Source organism: Micromonospora sp. CPM1 (assembly GCF_023896895.1).
Classification (GTDB): domain Bacteria; phylum Actinomycetota; class Actinomycetes; order Mycobacteriales; family Micromonosporaceae; genus Micromonospora; species Micromonospora tulbaghiae.
Genome location: NZ_JAMHIU010000024.1, coordinates 1 through 15,298, shown reverse-complemented (window position 1 = coordinate 15,298; position 15,298 = coordinate 1). Strand labels below are relative to the sequence as shown.

Genomic DNA, 15,298 nt, shown 5'->3' with positions numbered 1-15,298 from the left:
GGTGCCGTCATGATCGAGGACGCCACGTGCCGCTGACGAACCCCTGGCTGACCGGGCCGACGCCGACGAGGAAGCTGGACCGGGACCGCCTCGCCGAACGCATCCTCAACCTGCTGTCGTCGCAGAACATGTGCGTGCTCGCCACCGCCGGGCCGGACGGGCCGCTGGCCACGCCGGTGCGCTACTACCCGCTCGACTTCACGCTGATGTTCACCGCCGCGCCGCGCTCACCGAAGATGCGCAACATCGCCGCCGACCCGCGCGTGTCGGTCGGCGTCTTCGCGCCGCTGGTCGGGCTCGCCAGCAGCCGCGGCGCCCAGGTGTTCGGCACCGCCCGGGTGCTCGGACCGGAGCACCCCGACCGGGCCCGCCACTGGGCCGCGTTCCGCTGGGAGAACGAACACGCCGAGCGGGGCCGGTCGCTGTCCGAGCCGCCCGAGGACCCTCTCGTCGTGATCGAGGCCGACCGCATCGTCTACACCGAACACTGGCTGCGCCGCGAGGGCTACGCCCCACGCCAGCACTGGCGTCGCTGACGCCGCTCACCGTTCGCCGGTGGTGTCGCGGCGGGCGTCGCCCGCGGCCCGCCACCTGCGGCCGAGGCGCGCTACGGACCGGCGGGGGAGCGGGTGGCGCGGAGCAGGTTGCCGGCCAGGTGCAGGTCCCCGCCACCGACCTGGGCGAGCACGTCGATCGGCTCGACAGTCACCTGCGTCCAGAGCGGGTCGGGGAAGGCCGCGCGCAGGGCGTCGGCGTCCAGGCCCCAGCCCTCGCCCGCGTCCGGCGACACCGCCAGGACGAACACCGCACCGCCGGGCGCGGTCAGCCGTGGCAGCAGCGCCAAATAGTCGCGCACGGCAGCGCCCCGCCGGTCCAGCGAGTGCAGCAGCCCGGAGTCGAACACCGAGTCGTACGGCACCGGCGGCACCGGGATCGCCGTCGCGTCGCACACCTCGAAGCGCACCGGCAGGCCCGCCGCTGACGCCTTGGCCCGGGCCTGGTCGATCGCCACCGGCGAGATGTCGACGCCTGTCACGTCGTGTCCGCGGCGGGCCAGCGCGAGCGCCAGCTCACCGGTGCCGCAGCCGACGTCGAGCACGCGCGGGCCGCGTACCCCGGTGTCGAGGACCTCGGCGAGCGCCGGCTGCGGCCCGCCGATCTCCCACGGCGGCTGGTCGGCGTCGCGGTAGAGGCGGTCGTAGTGGACGTCGTCCGGCTCGTCGGTCATCGCGTACCCCCTCGGTCGGTGCCGGCCCACCCCCGAGCGTGTCACGTCCGGCGGCGATCAGTGCCCCGCCGGAGGTCAGAACCGCAGGCGGCGCAGGTAGCGGTAGCCGACGGCGGCGGTCTGCTGCGGCGTCACATCCGGGGTGTCGTTCTCCACGATGTACTCCATCACCTGGTGCCCCCGGAAGATCCGCGCGAAGTCGATCATCCCGGTGCCCAGGTCGGCCATGTCGCCGGTGGCCGGGTCGCGGTCCTTGACGTGGTACTGCAACACCCGCTGCGGCGCCGAGCGGATCACGTCGAGCGTGAAGCCCTCCGGGTCGTCGACGCCCTCGCCGGAGTTGATGCCGCCGGTGACCGCCCAGTAGATGTCGATCTCCAGGTGCACCAGGCGCGGGTCGAGTTCCTCGGTCAGCACGTCCCACGGCCGCCGGCCGTTGCCGAAGTCGATGGTGAACTCGTGCGCGTGGTTGTGGTAGCCGTACCGCAGGCCCGCCTTGCGCGCCGCGGCGGCCTCGACGTTCATCTGCTCCGCCCAGCGCTTCCAGTCGTCCTCGCGGTCGGAGTTCAGGTACGGCACCACCATGAACCGCTGGCCCAGCGTACGGGCGTTCGTGATCTTCTCCTCCAGCGCGGTGGCGTCGGCGGCGATGCCGTCGTGGCTGGAACTGGCCTTGATGCCGATACCGTCCAGGAACCGGCGCAGCTCCCAAGCGGTACGGCCGAAGTAGCCGAGTGCCAGCTCGACCCGCGGGTAGCCGATCCGGGCCAGGTGCGCCAGCGTCGCGTCGTAGCCGGGAGAGCCGTTCAGAGCGTCGCGGACGGTCCAGAGCTGGAGGCTGATCAGCTCCTTCGGCACCGGGCGCCGGCCGTGATGGTGCCCGCCGCCCGCCTGGGCCGCAGTCGCGCCGAGCCCGGTGGCGAGCCCGATCCCGGCCAGCACGGCCAGGGAGCCGCGCAGCAGGTCGCGCCGGTCCAGCGACTGCCGCAGCACGGCGTGTCCGTCGAATCCGTAGCACATGGTCGCACTCCTTCGTCGCCTGTGACCGACGCTACAAAAGGCATGTCGATATGTCTATGGCTTTCGGTGCTGTGAATAGAACTTTCGATCGGAGTGGCGGAAAGTCGGTGCTACGCGTTGTCGGTACCGCGTGGCAGGCTCGGGACGTGGCCGCATACGACGTCGCTCTCGTCCTGCTCGTCGACCCGACCGGCGCGATCCTCATGCAGCACCGCGACGGCAACGCGCCGGTGTCGCCGTACCAGTGGAGCCTGCCCGGCGGCAGCATCGAGCCCGGCGAGACCCCGGAGCAGGCCGCCCGCCGCGAGCTACGCGAGGAGACCGGGCTGACCGCCGGTGAACTGCACCTGCTGTGGAGCGGCCCCCGCCCGCACGAGGACGGCTTCGCGCACGCCGTCACCGTGTACGTCTTCCGTGGCGCCACCGACGCACGGCAGGAGGACGTGGTGCTCGGCGAAGGGCAGGCCATGGTCTTCGTGCCCCGCGACCAGGTGCTCGACCGGGATCTGGCGGTCAGCGCGGCGAAGGTGCTGCCGCTGCACCTCGCGGAAACCGTCTAGCGCCCGGTCAACGCCCCGGCCAGCACGCCGGCGAACCGGGGGAGCAGCTCGTCGTCGGGCAGATGATCCGGGTTGATCTCGGTGACGGACAGCCCGGCGAACCGCGGGCTCGCCACCAGCTCGGCCAGCGTCGCCGCCGCCTCGTCGAGCCTGAGCCCGAACGGCTCCGGCACGTCCGCCAGCGGCGCGTCCACGAAACTCAGCACGTCCACGTCGAAGTGCACCACGAACCGGTCGGCCGCTCCCTCGGCCACCGACCGGGCCCGGCGCGCCGCCGCCCGCGCGTCGGCGTGCACCTCCTCGGCCGGCACGTACGCCAGCCCCAGCTCCGCCACCAGCTCCCGCTCGTGGTCACCCCGGGGCAGCGAGTCCCCGTACACCACCACGCGCTCCGGCGACAGCAGCGGCACCGCCGGCCCGACACCCGCCACCTCGGGCAGCGTCCCCGGCAACCCGAGCATGTGCGCCAATCCCATGGCGTCCAGGTTGCCGTTCGCGCGGGTCTCCGGCGTGTAGAGATCCGGCCCGCCGTCCACGTACACCAGCGCGGGCGACAGCCCGGCCCGCGCGCAACCCGCGACCAGGCCGACAGTCACCGTGCAGTCGCCGCCGAGCACCAGCGGCGCGCGCCCCCGGCCCAGCGCCGCCGCGACCCGGTCGGCCACCGCCGAGGCGACCGCGGCCACCGCGCCCGCGTTCTGACCCCTGGGGTACGCCGGATCCGGTCGCCACCGGAAGCCCGGCACGTCACCGGCGTCCTCGACGTCGGCGCCCAGCAGGTCGAGCAGACCGGCGGCGCGCAAGGCGGCGGGTGCGCGCTCGATGCCCGGGGTGTGGGCACCGGCGCTCGACGGCGCCCCGATGATCGTCCACTGACGATGATCCATCGCCCCACCCTAACCTCGGGTGGGGCCCGACACCGGGATCAGCGCAGCACCAGCAGGTCCAGCGCGTCGATCACCGGGCCGCTGTGCACATGCGCTGCCTCGCGCAGCCGCCGGACGCCGGCGGCGTACTCCGCATCGGTGATCAGCTGAAGCGGAGTGTGCGCCTCCCGTCGCAGGCCGGCCGCCGCCTCCCGCAGCGACGGCGCGGTGACCTGCGGAACCTGCTCGACCGCCGCGGTGGCGAAGCCGGCGGCCGCGAAGGCGGCCTCGACGTCGGCGATGCCGGGATACGTGTCCAGCACGCGAACGGCCTCGGGGAAGTAGTCGAACAGCGTGATCGCCTCGTGCCGTCCGGCGAACGCGGACCGGATGAGCACCGGGGCGCCGGGCCGCAGCACCCGGCGCAGCTCGCGCGCCGCGACGGCCAGGTCGGGCACGTGATGAATGACTGTGGACAGCCACGCGCCGTCGACGCTGCCGCTCGCGAGTGGGATGCGTTCGGCGTCACCCGCGATCAGCGGGGCGAACGCGCACCGGGCGCGCATCGCCGCCGACGGCTCGACGGCGACCACCTCGACGCCGGGGAACCAGTCGATGAGCGAGCGTGCCCAGGTGCCGGTCCCGGCGCCCAGGTCGAGCAGCCGCATGCCGGGATGCGGAGCGAGGTGGCGGGTGACGGCGGCCCGCCAGGCCGTGAGACCGTCCTCGGTGAGGTGCCGGGTCGCGGCGAACGCCTCGGCGTCGGCGTCGTGGTACGCGATGCGGGCCATACACGACAGCCAACTCCCCGGCGGGCTGCCGGGGCAAGCACTGTGACGCGTTACCTGCGGACCTCGGAGAGGGGCAGAGAGTGCGGTATCGGATCCACTTCGACGCCGAGCTACCGGCGGATGCCCTGCGCGCGTTCCTGTTGTTGCAGTACGGCGTCGCGCCGGAAGCCGTGTACGTCGGGCGGATCGAGGACCGGGCCGTCGACGATCCGCGACCGGTGGCGATGCTCAACCCGCCCGACCAAGACAAGGGCTTCGGGTGGATCCTCACCGGCGACACCGAACTGGCCGACGCCACCGGTCTGCGCGAACATGATTTCGCGGTCACCCTCACCCGCGCGTTCGGCGTACGGGCGCTCGTCGACGACGGCGGCATCCATCCTGACCGGTGGGTGCTGGTGAGCGCCGACGGCAGCAGCGGCCGGGTGCTGACCGACTGCGACGCCGCCGCCGACGGGGACCTGCGGATCGTGCACGCGCTCGAACCGATCAGTGGGGAGCCGCAGCTCGTCGTCGTACCGCCGCCGGACTGGGCCCGAGACTGGTGACCCGTCGGGTCCACCGCCCGGTCGCGTACCCGATGCCGCCGGTGCGGGGTCGCCGCCTGGCACCGGTCGCGGCGACGACTAACGCGGGCGCCACCGTACATCGGACAGGCAGGCCATGGCCGCGTGACGGATCCGGTCGATGCCACGTGGGTGCTGCCCCGTGCGGAGGAGCTTCCTGTCCAGCAGCACCAGACCCTGGTGCTGCTGGCTGACTCGCGGTTGTGGCAGTCCTCGTCCGCCAGGTCCTTCTCCACGGCGGCAACACGACGCCGGGCGGCCGGTTCAGGATGCGGGTCACCTCCCGACGCAGAAACTCGCTGTGGCGGTCACCGATCTCGTACCACTGCCCCTCGTGCGGCAGCATGTGCCCGCCCTCGACGTCGACCTCGGCGGTGACCCAGCGGCGCACCGGCGTCAACGCCGTCTCCTCGGTATCGGCGTAGAGCGTCAGCGTGCCGTTACGCAACCCGGTCCACCGGTCACCGCCGAGGGCGTGGACGGTGTGCGACAGGATGGTCGCCAGGTCCAGGTCCGTGGTCAGGCTCGGGCGTTGCCCGGAGCGGGGTACGCGAACCCGGTACGAACCGACGTGCTCGACGTCGGCCACCAGGCTGCCCGCGCTCCCTACCCCGACCGGACGGCGGAGCTGACCGTGTACGAGCAGGGCTGGGCCAGCCCTGACACATTGGTCACCAGTCCCGGCGGCTCATCGGCAAGATCCTGGAGGGGGTGCACCACGGTCGAACCGATCTGGACCGCGGATGATCGAGGATCTGGCACCGGTCGGGCGAGCGGTGCGACGATCCTGACCGACATCGAGGCAAGGAGACCCGAATGGACGACGACGCCGGGAAACTGCGTGACCTCGCCCGGGAGATGGCCCACCTCGGCGGGACGGAGCTGCTGCGCCGCTTCGGCGATCACGGTCGGGTCGACTACAAGTCCTCACCGACCGACCCGGTCAGTGAGGCCGACCGGGCGGCGGAAAAGGCGATTGTGGAAGTCATTCACCGGCGGCGGCCCGGCGACGGCATCCTCGCCGAGGAGGGCAGCGACCAGGCCAGCGGCACCGGACTGCGCTGGGTGATCGACCCGCTGGACGGCACCGTCAATTACATCAGCGGCATCCCGTTCTGGTGCGTCAGCGTCGCCTGCGAGCGGGCGAGCACGGGCGGCTGGACGCCGCTGCTCGGGGTGGTCCACGACCCGGTGCACGACGAGACGTTCCATGCCGTCACGGGTAACGGCGCCTGGCTGGGAGAGCGGCCGTTGCACAGGCCCGGCCGCAGTGAGTTGGGCGAGATCATCCTTGCCACCGGCTATGCCTACGACGTTGCGCATCGCAAGCACCAGTCCGAGGTCATCGCCGACCTCGCCGCCGACGTGCGGGGCGTACGGATGCTCGGCTCCACCGCCCTGGCGCTGGCGTGGATTGCGGCCGGCCGGATCGACGCTTACGTAGAGGACCGCGCCTCCCAGTGGGACTGGGCGGCCGGTCGGGTGATTGCCGCCGAGGCGGGCGCCTCGGTGGAGCCGCTCGACAGTGGTGTGCTCGCTGCGCCGCCGGAACTGGTCGGCCAGTTGCGGTCCCGCGTCAGGACCGAGGGCTGACCGGCAACTCGTAGACGGCGCGGTCCTTGCCAGCGCCCTTGAAATCCGTCAGCACCTGCACGCCGCCGACATTCCGGTTGCCGGGGACATTGTGAAAACCGAGCGTGAGCCACGTCCGGTGTGCCGCGCGGTTCTCCGGCTCCGAGGTCAGGTAGAGCCGGTGGCAGCCCCAGTCGGCCGCACGGGTTCGCACCGAGTCGAGCAGCAGCCCGGCGACACCCCGCCGGCGGAAGTCCGGATGGACCATCACGTCCTGCACGTAGACGTCAGCCGGGTCGTCCTGGCTACGGAATGCGATCACCGCACCGGCCAGGGTGCCGTCCTCCAACGCCACCGGGCACGTCGACGAGAAGAGCCGCGCATACAGCCAGTAGTCCGACGAGGTGCGTGGCCGCACGAAAGGCTCACCCAGCGCCATCAACCGTTCCACATCGCCGGTCAGCTCCGACCGCAACGGGCTGACGATCACTGCGCCTCCTCATCCGGGCGGCGCACCGCCGCGACCAGTTGCTGTGCGACCAACTCGGGATCCAGTGCTTCGGTGACGCTACGGCCCACAATCAGGATGTCCCAGTTCGTGCTGGCCAGCACATCCTGGTCGCTCGGACCGAAGCCACCCGACACGGCCACCGGCAGCCGAGTCCACGACCGGATGGCCTGCACTCGGGCCAATGGCCGGCGAGTGCCGACGCCGATGTCGATGTTGGTGGTAATCGCGAAGGCGTCCACCCCGGCACGTTCCATGTCTCGTACCCAGGACTCCGACAGCGCGGTGCCCGGCACGTCCAGCATCAACGGGACGCCGAGCCGGTGTCCCGCCTCGGCGGCGGCCGCCACGCTGGCGACGCTCGCCGGCCCGATCAGGAACACGATGTCTGCGCCGGCGCCGGCCGCCAACACGACCTGTTCTCGCCCCCAGTCCGCCGACATCATCTCCGCGACGACCACGACCTGCGGAACGTCGCGCTTGATGCGTTCGATCGCGTGGACCCCGTATTGCTTCACCAGCGGGTCACCGATTTCGACGAAATCGACACCGGCGCGACCGGCCGCGCGAGCCACCGCGACGGCCTCGTCGAGATCGGCCAGGTCCAGCGCCACCTGGAGCGTCCGGCCACCCCTCAGCCGCCGGAACGCCTCGCGCAGCACCGGCGCGTCCCAGGGCACCTCGGGTGCCCGGTCCCGCGCAGGATCGAGCGCCTCCGCTTCCCGTCGTACCAACCACGAGTCGGACTGTTGCCCCCGGCCGACGAGGCGTCGCCGTTGATCCGGGTTCATCGCCGTCCACCCGGTACGCAACTCCCGCAACAGACCGAACAGCGCCTGCTCCGCCACCGGCGTCACCGACGCCGGCCCAAGCGCCGGCACCAGAAGCCGTAGCCGCTCCACCAGCACCCCGATGTGCCGGGGTGGTGCCGTCCACGTCGGATCCGCCGCCATCACTCGGGCCGCCCGCCCCGTCAACTCGCTTCCTGGTTCCGCCAGGAGCGCGTGCAACACGCCTTCCCGGACGTGCCAGTTCGGGTCGGCCAACAGTCGCTCCGTGAGATCGGCACCCGCGGGCGCCTGCACCGCCGGCAGCGCCCGGGCGGCTGCCGCCCGCACCTTGTAATCCGTGTCGTCACAAAGGTGTTCCAGCACCTGCGCAACCGCAGACGGAAACGGCGCGTCCTTGTCACGCGCGCCGTCGGCCAAAGCGGCACGCACCCGCCAGTCCCGCGACGCCAACAGGTCCGCCAACCGGTCATCCTCGCCGGTGGAAAAGAGGTGCCAATGGCGGGCCACGAACGCGGCAAGCTCACCGGAGACAGAGCCACCCGGTACGAGCCACCGGTCCGGTTCCGCCTCGCCGGGGTGAGCGTCAATCGCCGACCGCACCTGCTGCCAGAGCTGCGAGCCGTACCGGTCGAGAACGTGCAGCAGCCATGGCCGGAAGCCGGCGCCAAGCGCGGTCGCCGTACGGTCCATGCCGAGCAAACTGCCGGCGAGGTCCACGTCGTCCTCCCGGAGCACCCGCTCCGCGGTGCGACGCAGCACATTGTCGGTGACGAATCGGGCATCGGGAAGCGCGAGCAGCAGTGGCACGGTGACCCGGCCGTCCACCGTCGGAGCGTTGAGGACCGCCGTGACCGTGGCCGGCGCGACTCGGTCCAGCGCGAGTGCGGTCAGCTCGCAGACCGACCGGGCCGTCGCCGATGTCACCGCCTGCGCGGCGAGCGTGTTGAAGGCCGCAGTCACCAGCGAGACGGATCGGGACTCACGCATGCGCCGGCTGATCACCGTGGCCAGGGCGAATTCCCGGATCACATCGTGGCCGAACTCGATCCGCCCACTGACTGGCGAGCGGACCAGCAGAGGCGCCGGCACCGCCAGGGAGCCGTCCGGCGGAGGGTCACTCCGGAGCCCTGGGGGCACCAGATCCGGACGTTCGCGTTCCGCCGCGCGCGCGAGCTCGTCCACCGCGCCTTCGCCGGGCGCGATGGCCCGCACACACCTGTCGATCAGGTCGTACGCGTTGATCTGAGCCCAGCCGATCTCGCCGCCGGCCCGAAGCAGCCGCAGATGCAGCGGTGTCCGCACCAGTTCGCGCACGGCCGGGGGTAGCTCCGAGAACGCCGGGTCACCCGGTTGTCGGGATGCCTCCCAGGCCCGTCCCGCCTCCGCCATGCTCCAGCGTGACAGGTGGTAGGAGGCGGTCGCTCCCCGCGGCGCGTATACCGAGGCGGCCAACACGGGAAATGGGCTCACGTCTATCTCAGGCGGTGTCCGGACGACCAGCATGAAGCGAAGCTGTGACTCCACCACTTCGCGCAGCAGCGTGTCGATGTCCTGGGCCACGGCCGTCAACTGTCCGGTGTCGCGGATTCCGTCGACCACGATCACACAGCACCTTCCTGCGCTTCGCGCCGCAGCCTCGACCGCCAATGACGGGTCACCGGAGGCGGGCAACGACGCGTACCGCAGGATGCGGGCCGCCGGCGATCCCTGCTGAGCCAACCAGTGATCAGCCACGTGGAGCTGGAAGTCCGCTGTGTCTACCACTGCGGCGACATGCTCGACGAGCCGGGACTTACCGCATCCGCCGGCTCCGACGAGCAGGTGGACCCGCGCACTGGAGCCGAGGAAGTTGGTCACGCTGCGCACGGCGTCCACCGGCACCTGGTACGGCGGCGTCCGGTCGCGATCGGCGCTCAATGCCGCCAGCAGCGCCTCCGTTCGGCGGCGGGAGCCTGGTCCGAGGGCGTCGGCGGTTTCTTCGGCAGTGGCCTGGACGCTGATATGCTGAGCGATCAGGTCGACCTGCTGCTCGATGAAGGCGAGCCGCAACTGTTGCACGAGCGGGCCGAGGCTGCTGCCCGGGGCGAGCGAATGGGCGACCATCGCCTCCCACAGCGCGGAGCTGAACGCGACGGCGAACGCGACCGGATCGACCGCCACCGTCGCAAGCGTCTCGTCCTGAGGGAGACGGCTGCGGAAGCGACCGGCCCAACGGTCCAGGCTCACCGACCGTCCCGTCCCGGCTCGCACTAGACCCGGCTGCACGATCCACCGCGGCACACCGTTCTCCGCGAAGAAGTCCAGGCAAACCAGCTCAAGCAGCTCCCGAGCGGAATCATCGGTGTCTGGTGTGACCACCGTCAACGCCTGGCGCAGCGCGGCGCGGCAGACCTTCTCGAGATCCCGGTCGAGAGCGGGGGAGCGGACAGCGGCGGTTGCTCGCCGACCGGCGGCGATACTGAGGCTGGTCAGTATCTCGGCGGCGAACTCAGCGATGAGCGACACACCACCCCCGATGGCTGAGGCTCCTTGCGTTCGACCTGGACCCTAATGTCCATCTCGGACGAGGTCCATGGATCGGTAGCGTCGATGTCAGCCGCCACTCGCTGCCTCAGTCGCGCCGATCAGTGACGCGGATGGTGAGGATCGTGCCGTCCCGGCCGAGCGACACGACGCCGTCGCGCGGCCGGGATCGCAGCCACCGGCGGCGGACCAGCGGTGCCGTCCGGAGGTACGCGGCGATCTGGCCGTCCGCGAGCTGGCGGTACAGGCCGCTCTCCACGCCGCGGAACACCTCCAGAACCTTGCCGTTTGGCAGCGGTGCGCGATAGACGGTGCCCCGAGCATGCAGGTCGTTCGCCACCTCGCGGGACGTGGCGGTGCTCGCGGCCCACGACGGGTCCAACTCGAACAGCCTCAGTTGGCCGTTGGAGGGCTCCTCGTCGCCACGTTGTCGAGGTGTCGCGTAGTCACGTGCGGTGGCGCTGTCGCCGGCGAACAGCAGCGCGGTGGCCGCCACCGCCCGGGTCAGGACTCGCGTGAACCAGCCGCGCTCCTCCTCGGGTACGTCGAACACCTCCGGTGCTCCCGGCAGCAGTTCGTCCACCGGCACCGGGCCGGTGGCGTCGGGTGGCCCAGCGTTCTCATCCACCGCCGGCCAGGTCCGTGCCTCATCGGCGTCGGCGGGCCGGGTGCGCCAGCGGTGGTCCTCCGGGCGATCGCGCAGCATTCCCTCGAAGTCGTCGGGATCGCCGTCCCACAGCTCGTCGTCGCCGGGCGGGTCGAGGACGTATGAGGTGATCCGCCGCTCGGTCAGGTGCGAGGCCACCATCAGGGCCGGTGGGCGCCGTCCACCAACGGCGAGGGTCCGCACCTGCACAGCGGCTCGGGCGAGCTGGCCGTAGGCGAAGCCGGGCGACTGGTGGGTACCCTTGCATTCCAGCACCACGATCTTCATTCGGCTGTGGCGGCCCGAACTGTGGTGCCCCACCAGGAAATAGTCCGGGCGCTTCTGACTCTTCGAGGTGCGCGCCACCACGCCGGCCCCGTCGATGAAGCCCGCCTTCAGGGCCACCTCCGCGTCCACGGCGAAGAAGGTCCAGCGAGGGTGTTGCCGTTGCAGCACCCTCTTTGCCACCACCAGGGCCAAGCCGATGCCCAACTGCTCGGACTGGGTCACCTTGTGGTGGTAGACGAGGCTCTGGGCCGACGGAGTCAGGCCGAGGAAACCGCGCTGCCGGTTTAACGTCGCGCAGTAACGGACGTGCGCCCAGTGCCGGGCGACCTGGGCCAACGGCGATGCGGTCAACAGCGTGGTCGCTACCCCGAGTTCGTGCAGCACCTGCGCCGGGCTGGTTCTCACGGTCGGGCCGATCGTCACGATGGTGGACGCCTTGCCGTAGCGGTACGCGTCGTTTGTCCTGGAAGCTTCCTTGGCGTACTTCTCGACGGCGTCGACAACGCGGAAGGAGGATTCGACGACCAGTCTCGACGGCTCGCTGAGGGATCGTACGAGGGATTCGATGTCCACGCCCACCCCCGGTGCTGACGTACCGCTAGAGGTTGAGCACTCAGGGTCATCGAATGGTTTCGAAGTGTCAATAGCGTGACCGAGCCCCACGTCGGATCGCTCAAGTGACGAGAGCGTCTGCCTAGGATCGCTGCCGGCGCGACCGTCTTGAGGGAGGGAACCGACATGGCCGATGCGCACTATGCCGCCTGCAGATTCAGCGCGACAGTCCAGATCAACAAGAAGTGGTGCTGCACCTGCTCAGGGCGTTGTCGCAATACTGTGAATCCGGACGGCACAAAAGCAGATTGCCCGGGGCGGGACGAAGGCCAAGGACTGGCGGGCGAGGGAGGGAGTCGCGACGTTCCGCTTCAGCGCGCCGACCGATCGAAGCAGGTTTCTCGACGAGGCGGAGCGGCTTCTGCCTGCAAAATCCTGGCGATTGATCTCCACCAGTGACAGCGACCCCGCGACAAGGCAGAGGTAGGCGAATCGTGGCGGGTTGCTGACGAGTCGCGTTCGCGACTGAAGAGCAGATCCACTCCGAGCGTCTGGTTGGCTGGCGGGATTACGCCTGAGACGATGGGAGCAACACATGGTTGCGGCGCACGAGACGACGCTGCGGGAGTTACTCGAGGGTGCCAAGCAGTATCGGGTGCCGCTCTACCAGCGGACATACTCGTGGGCCGACTCCCAGCTCAAGCGCCTCTGGGACGACATCCGCAAGCTCGCCGAGGAGCGCGTCGAGAACCCGAGCCTCACCCATTTCATCGGCTCCCTCGTGCTCGCTCCCAGCCCCACGCTCGGGCCTTCCGTCTCCGAGTTCCTGGTGGTGGACGGCCAGCAGCGGTTGACCACCCTGTCGATCCTGCTCTGCGCCATTCGCGACCACCGCGCGAAGCACGAGGATCCGGACCATCGGGATCGCATCGACCAGGAATATCTGATCAACAAGTACAAGCCGGCTCACCGATTGAAGCTCGTCCCCACCCAGGCGGACCGTGCCGCCTACGAGGCGTGCCTGGAGGCCACCCCGCAGGCCGGCGGCAGCGATCAGGTGGGCGCGGCGTACCGGTTCTTCGCGGCCCAACTCGTCGCCGTCGACGATCCGGACGACCCCATGGACATCGAACGCATCGAGGACGCGGTCATCTCGGGCATGGCGCTGGTCTCGGTCGTGGCCGGCGGCGGCGACAACGTCTATCGCATCTTCGAGTCGCTCAACAACACGGGCCTGAAGCTCACGCAGGCCGACCTGCTGCGCAACTACCTGTTCATGCGGTTGCCGACCCGAGGGGATGCGGTCTACGACTCGCTGTGGTTCCCACTGCAGAAGCAGCTGGACTCCGGAGAACTGGAGCAGTTGTTCTGGCTCGACCTGGTGCATCGGAACCCCGAGGTGAAGCAGACTGACACCTACGTCGGCCAGCAGGAGCGGCTCAACGGCCTCCACACCGAAGCCGAGATCGAGGCCGAGGTACGCCGCCTCTGTCGCCTCGGCGCCCTCCTACGGACCATCCTGCACCCCGACGAAGAGCAGGACTTGGAGGTACGGCGGCGTCTGGCCCGGCTCAACACGTGGGACACCACCACCGTGTTGCCGTTGCTGCTTCACCTGCTTGACCGCCGCAAAGAGGGCACGGCCACCTCCGACCAGATCGCCTCAGCGATGCTGTACGTCGAGAGCTACTTCGTCCGACGGTTGCTGATCGGCCGCGCCACCGCGAGCATCAATCGGGTGATGCTTCGCAGCGTGACCGACATGCGGAAGGACCTTCCGGTCGACGAAGCGGTGCGGACCTACCTGTCGGTCGGCCGGAAGTACTACGCCACCGACGCCAGCCTGCGGGAAGCGGTGCGGTCCATTCCGTTCTATCTGAACGGGCGCGCCACGCAGCGCAAGCTGGTCCTGCAGTGGCTGGAGGAGTCGTACGGCAGCAAGGAGCCGGTCGCGCCGGCATCCTTGACCATCGAACATGTGATGCCGCAAAGCCCGACCGCAGAGTGGCGGCAGATGCTGAGCGAGGACCTGCAGGGCGAGGAGAGCTTCGCCGAGGTGCACGAAGCCCTGGTTCACACGCTGGGCAACCTCACACTGACCGGCTACAACGCGGAACTGAGCAACAGCTCCTTCTTGGTCAAGCGCGCGCAGTTGGGCAAGAGTGGGGTCGCACTCAGTCGAGAGATCGCTGACCAGAAGCGCTGGGGACGCCCAGAGATCCATGCGCGTGCTGATGCGCTTGCAGAACAGATCATCACCACCTGGCCCGGGCCCACCGAGGCAGCCGGCAACAGGTCCGAGGTGCCATGGGATGTCATGAACACGGCGCTCGCTGCTCTGCCCGCCGGCTCCTGGACCTCGTACGGTGACCTGGCCGCGCTGATCGGCAGCCACCCCGTCGCCGTCGGCGCGCGACTGTCCAACCATCCCGCGCCCAACGTGCACCGGGTGCTGCAGGCTGAGGGCGTGGTCGCGCCCAACTTCCACTGGGCCGACCCGACCCGCACCGACGCCCCGCAGGACCTGCTGCGTGCCGAAGGCGTCGAGTTCGACAAGTACGGCCGGGCCAGTCAGGCCCAGCGCATCGGCGTCGAGGAACTGGCCCAGCTCGCCGGCATGCCGCAGCAGGACGATCCCGGCCAGCTTCTCCGGCCCAGATCGCGCCGGAGCAACTCGCTGGACGACCGGTTCCTCGAACAACTGACCGACCTCCAGGACCCGCAGGTCGCCCACGGCACCGTTGCGGTGCTCGAAGCCTGGGCCAGCATGGGCGGCACGCTTCTCTACGGCTCCGGCGGCGAGACATCATGTTTCCTGATGGCGCGCGGAAAGGACCACGAACTCGGCAACATCTGGCCTGCCACTATCTATCCGAGCGGGAAGTTCGAGATCGTGTTCCAGCATCTGAGCACCCGACCGCCGTTCGACGACATCACGCTCCGGGAGCAGTTCCGTCAGCGGCTGGACGCGCTGCCGGGGGTGAAGATCGCCCCCGCCAAGCTCGCCCTCCGCCCCGGCTTCCCACTCGACGTCCTCGTCGACCTGCGGGCGCGGGAGGCGCTGATCGAGCATCTCCGCTGGTTTTACGGACAGATCACTCACGCCGAGGGCTGAGGCTGGTTCTATCACTCGGCCTCATCCCTTACACCGCGCGCCACCCGTGGAGACCCCTTGTGCCCCCAGCTCGCCTTCGCCAACACCTTCTGGTGTTCCACGCGGAGCTGTCCGCGGCCGGTTCCGCTACGTACCTGCAGATCTGCCCCGTTACCTTTTTGATCGTCCCCAGCCGGGGACTCCTCGGTCGCCCGGCCCGGTATGACTTCCTGCCCCTGTCGTTCGGATGATCCGGGGGGTGTTGTCGCCGGGTCGGGTGGCGTCGGCGGACC

13 protein-coding genes are annotated in these 15,298 nt (G+C 70.1%); 5 read left to right on the top strand and 8 right to left on the bottom strand.

The window, feature by feature from the left end; genetic code table 11:
• Positions 1-26 precede the first annotated feature (26 nt).
• Positions 27-536 (top strand): pyridoxamine 5'-phosphate oxidase family protein, encoded by a 510-nt coding sequence (locus M8C11_RS24810; protein WP_091427041.1) that lies wholly within the window; start codon positions 27-29, stop codon positions 534-536.
• Between the two features lie 71 nt (positions 537-607).
• Here the strand turns inward: M8C11_RS24810 and M8C11_RS24805 are convergent, their stop codons facing one another.
• The gene (locus M8C11_RS24805) at positions 608-1,228 is read right to left on the bottom strand and encodes a bifunctional 2-polyprenyl-6-hydroxyphenol methylase/3-demethylubiquinol 3-O-methyltransferase UbiG (RefSeq protein ID WP_252453604.1); all 621 of its coding nucleotides are present in this window, start codon (positions 1,226-1,228) and stop codon (positions 608-610) included.
• Between the two features lie 75 nt (positions 1,229-1,303).
• Positions 1,304-2,248 (bottom strand): sugar phosphate isomerase/epimerase, encoded by a 945-nt coding sequence (locus M8C11_RS24800; protein WP_252453602.1) that lies wholly within the window; start codon positions 2,246-2,248, stop codon positions 1,304-1,306.
• 146 nt (positions 2,249-2,394) lie between these two features.
• Between M8C11_RS24800 and M8C11_RS24795 the strand changes: the two genes are divergently transcribed.
• Entirely contained in the window at positions 2,395-2,808 is a 414-nt protein-coding gene (locus tag M8C11_RS24795; RefSeq protein WP_252453599.1) for an NUDIX domain-containing protein, read from the top strand.
• On the opposite strand, the gene M8C11_RS24790 is transcribed toward M8C11_RS24795, so the two are convergent.
• Together M8C11_RS24790 and M8C11_RS24785 are read right to left on the bottom strand one after the other, a co-directional pair.
• Positions 2,805-3,695 carry an arginase family protein gene (locus tag M8C11_RS24790; protein WP_252453596.1) on the bottom strand — a complete coding sequence of 297 codons (891 nt, stop codon included), beginning with the start codon at positions 3,693-3,695 and terminating at the stop codon, positions 2,805-2,807. The two genes, M8C11_RS24795 and M8C11_RS24790, sit on opposite strands and share 4 nt — an antisense overlap.
• 38 nt (positions 3,696-3,733) lie before the next feature.
• Positions 3,734-4,465, bottom strand: coding sequence for a class I SAM-dependent methyltransferase (locus M8C11_RS24785; RefSeq protein ID WP_252453594.1), 732 nt, complete (start codon positions 4,463-4,465; stop codon positions 3,734-3,736).
• Between the two features lie 80 nt (positions 4,466-4,545).
• Between M8C11_RS24785 and M8C11_RS24780 the strand changes: the two genes are divergently transcribed.
• A complete protein-coding gene (locus M8C11_RS24780; RefSeq protein WP_252453592.1) occupies positions 4,546-5,013 on the top strand; it encodes a hypothetical protein in 468 nt (155 codons plus the stop codon).
• On the opposite strand, the gene M8C11_RS30745 is transcribed toward M8C11_RS24780, so the two are convergent.
• Positions 4,955-5,620, bottom strand: a complete 666-nt coding sequence (locus tag M8C11_RS30745) for a DUF6119 family protein (protein WP_350816621.1) — start codon at positions 5,618-5,620, stop codon at positions 4,955-4,957. The two genes, M8C11_RS24780 and M8C11_RS30745, sit on opposite strands and share 59 nt — an antisense overlap.
• Before the next feature lie 227 nt (positions 5,621-5,847).
• On the opposite strand from M8C11_RS30745, the gene M8C11_RS24775 reads away from it, so the two are divergent.
• The gene (locus tag M8C11_RS24775) at positions 5,848-6,624 is read left to right on the top strand and encodes an inositol monophosphatase family protein (RefSeq protein ID WP_252453589.1); all 777 of its coding nucleotides are present in this window, start codon (positions 5,848-5,850) and stop codon (positions 6,622-6,624) included.
• On the opposite strand, the gene M8C11_RS24770 is transcribed toward M8C11_RS24775, so the two are convergent.
• The 3 genes from M8C11_RS24770 to M8C11_RS24760 all read right to left on the bottom strand — a co-directional run bounded on the left by M8C11_RS24770 (position 6,608) and on the right by M8C11_RS24760 (position 11,932).
• Positions 6,608-7,093, bottom strand: a complete 486-nt coding sequence (locus M8C11_RS24770; protein ID WP_252453587.1) for a GNAT family N-acetyltransferase — start codon at positions 7,091-7,093, stop codon at positions 6,608-6,610. The two genes, M8C11_RS24775 and M8C11_RS24770, sit on opposite strands and share 17 nt — an antisense overlap.
• Positions 7,090-10,407 (bottom strand): orotidine 5'-phosphate decarboxylase / HUMPS family protein, encoded by a 3,318-nt coding sequence (locus tag M8C11_RS30640; RefSeq protein WP_252453584.1) that lies wholly within the window; start codon positions 10,405-10,407, stop codon positions 7,090-7,092. Before M8C11_RS30640 ends, M8C11_RS24770 begins: the two co-directional genes overlap by 4 nt.
• Before the next feature lie 106 nt (positions 10,408-10,513).
• Positions 10,514-11,932: a hypothetical protein gene (locus M8C11_RS24760; protein WP_252453581.1), complete on the bottom strand. Its 1,419-nt coding sequence runs from the start codon at positions 11,930-11,932 to the stop codon at positions 10,514-10,516.
• 574 nt (positions 11,933-12,506) lie between these two features.
• Between M8C11_RS24760 and M8C11_RS24755 the strand changes: the two genes are divergently transcribed.
• Complete coding sequence (locus tag M8C11_RS24755) at positions 12,507-15,026, top strand: DUF262 domain-containing protein (protein ID WP_252453578.1); 2,520 nt, start codon at positions 12,507-12,509, stop codon at positions 15,024-15,026.
• The last annotated feature ends 272 nt before the right edge of the window (positions 15,027-15,298 follow it).

Excerpts from the sequence above, each read along its gene's own strand:
- M8C11_RS24790 (WP_252453596.1), bottom strand. The coding sequence starts at position 3,695 with ATGGATCATCGTCAGTGGACGATCATCGGGGCGCCGTCGAGCGCCGGT.
- M8C11_RS24785 (WP_252453594.1), bottom strand. The coding sequence starts at position 4,465 with ATGGCCCGCATCGCGTACCACGACGCCGACGCCGAGGCGTTCGCCGCG.
- M8C11_RS24805 (WP_252453604.1), bottom strand. The coding sequence starts at position 1,228 with ATGACCGACGAGCCGGACGACGTCCACTACGACCGCCTCTACCGCGAC.
- M8C11_RS24755 (WP_252453578.1), top strand. The coding sequence starts at position 12,507 with ATGGTTGCGGCGCACGAGACGACGCTGCGGGAGTTACTCGAGGGTGCC.
- M8C11_RS24800 (WP_252453602.1), bottom strand. The coding sequence starts at position 2,248 with ATGTGCTACGGATTCGACGGACACGCCGTGCTGCGGCAGTCGCTGGAC.
- M8C11_RS24775 (WP_252453589.1), top strand. The coding sequence starts at position 5,848 with ATGGACGACGACGCCGGGAAACTGCGTGACCTCGCCCGGGAGATGGCC.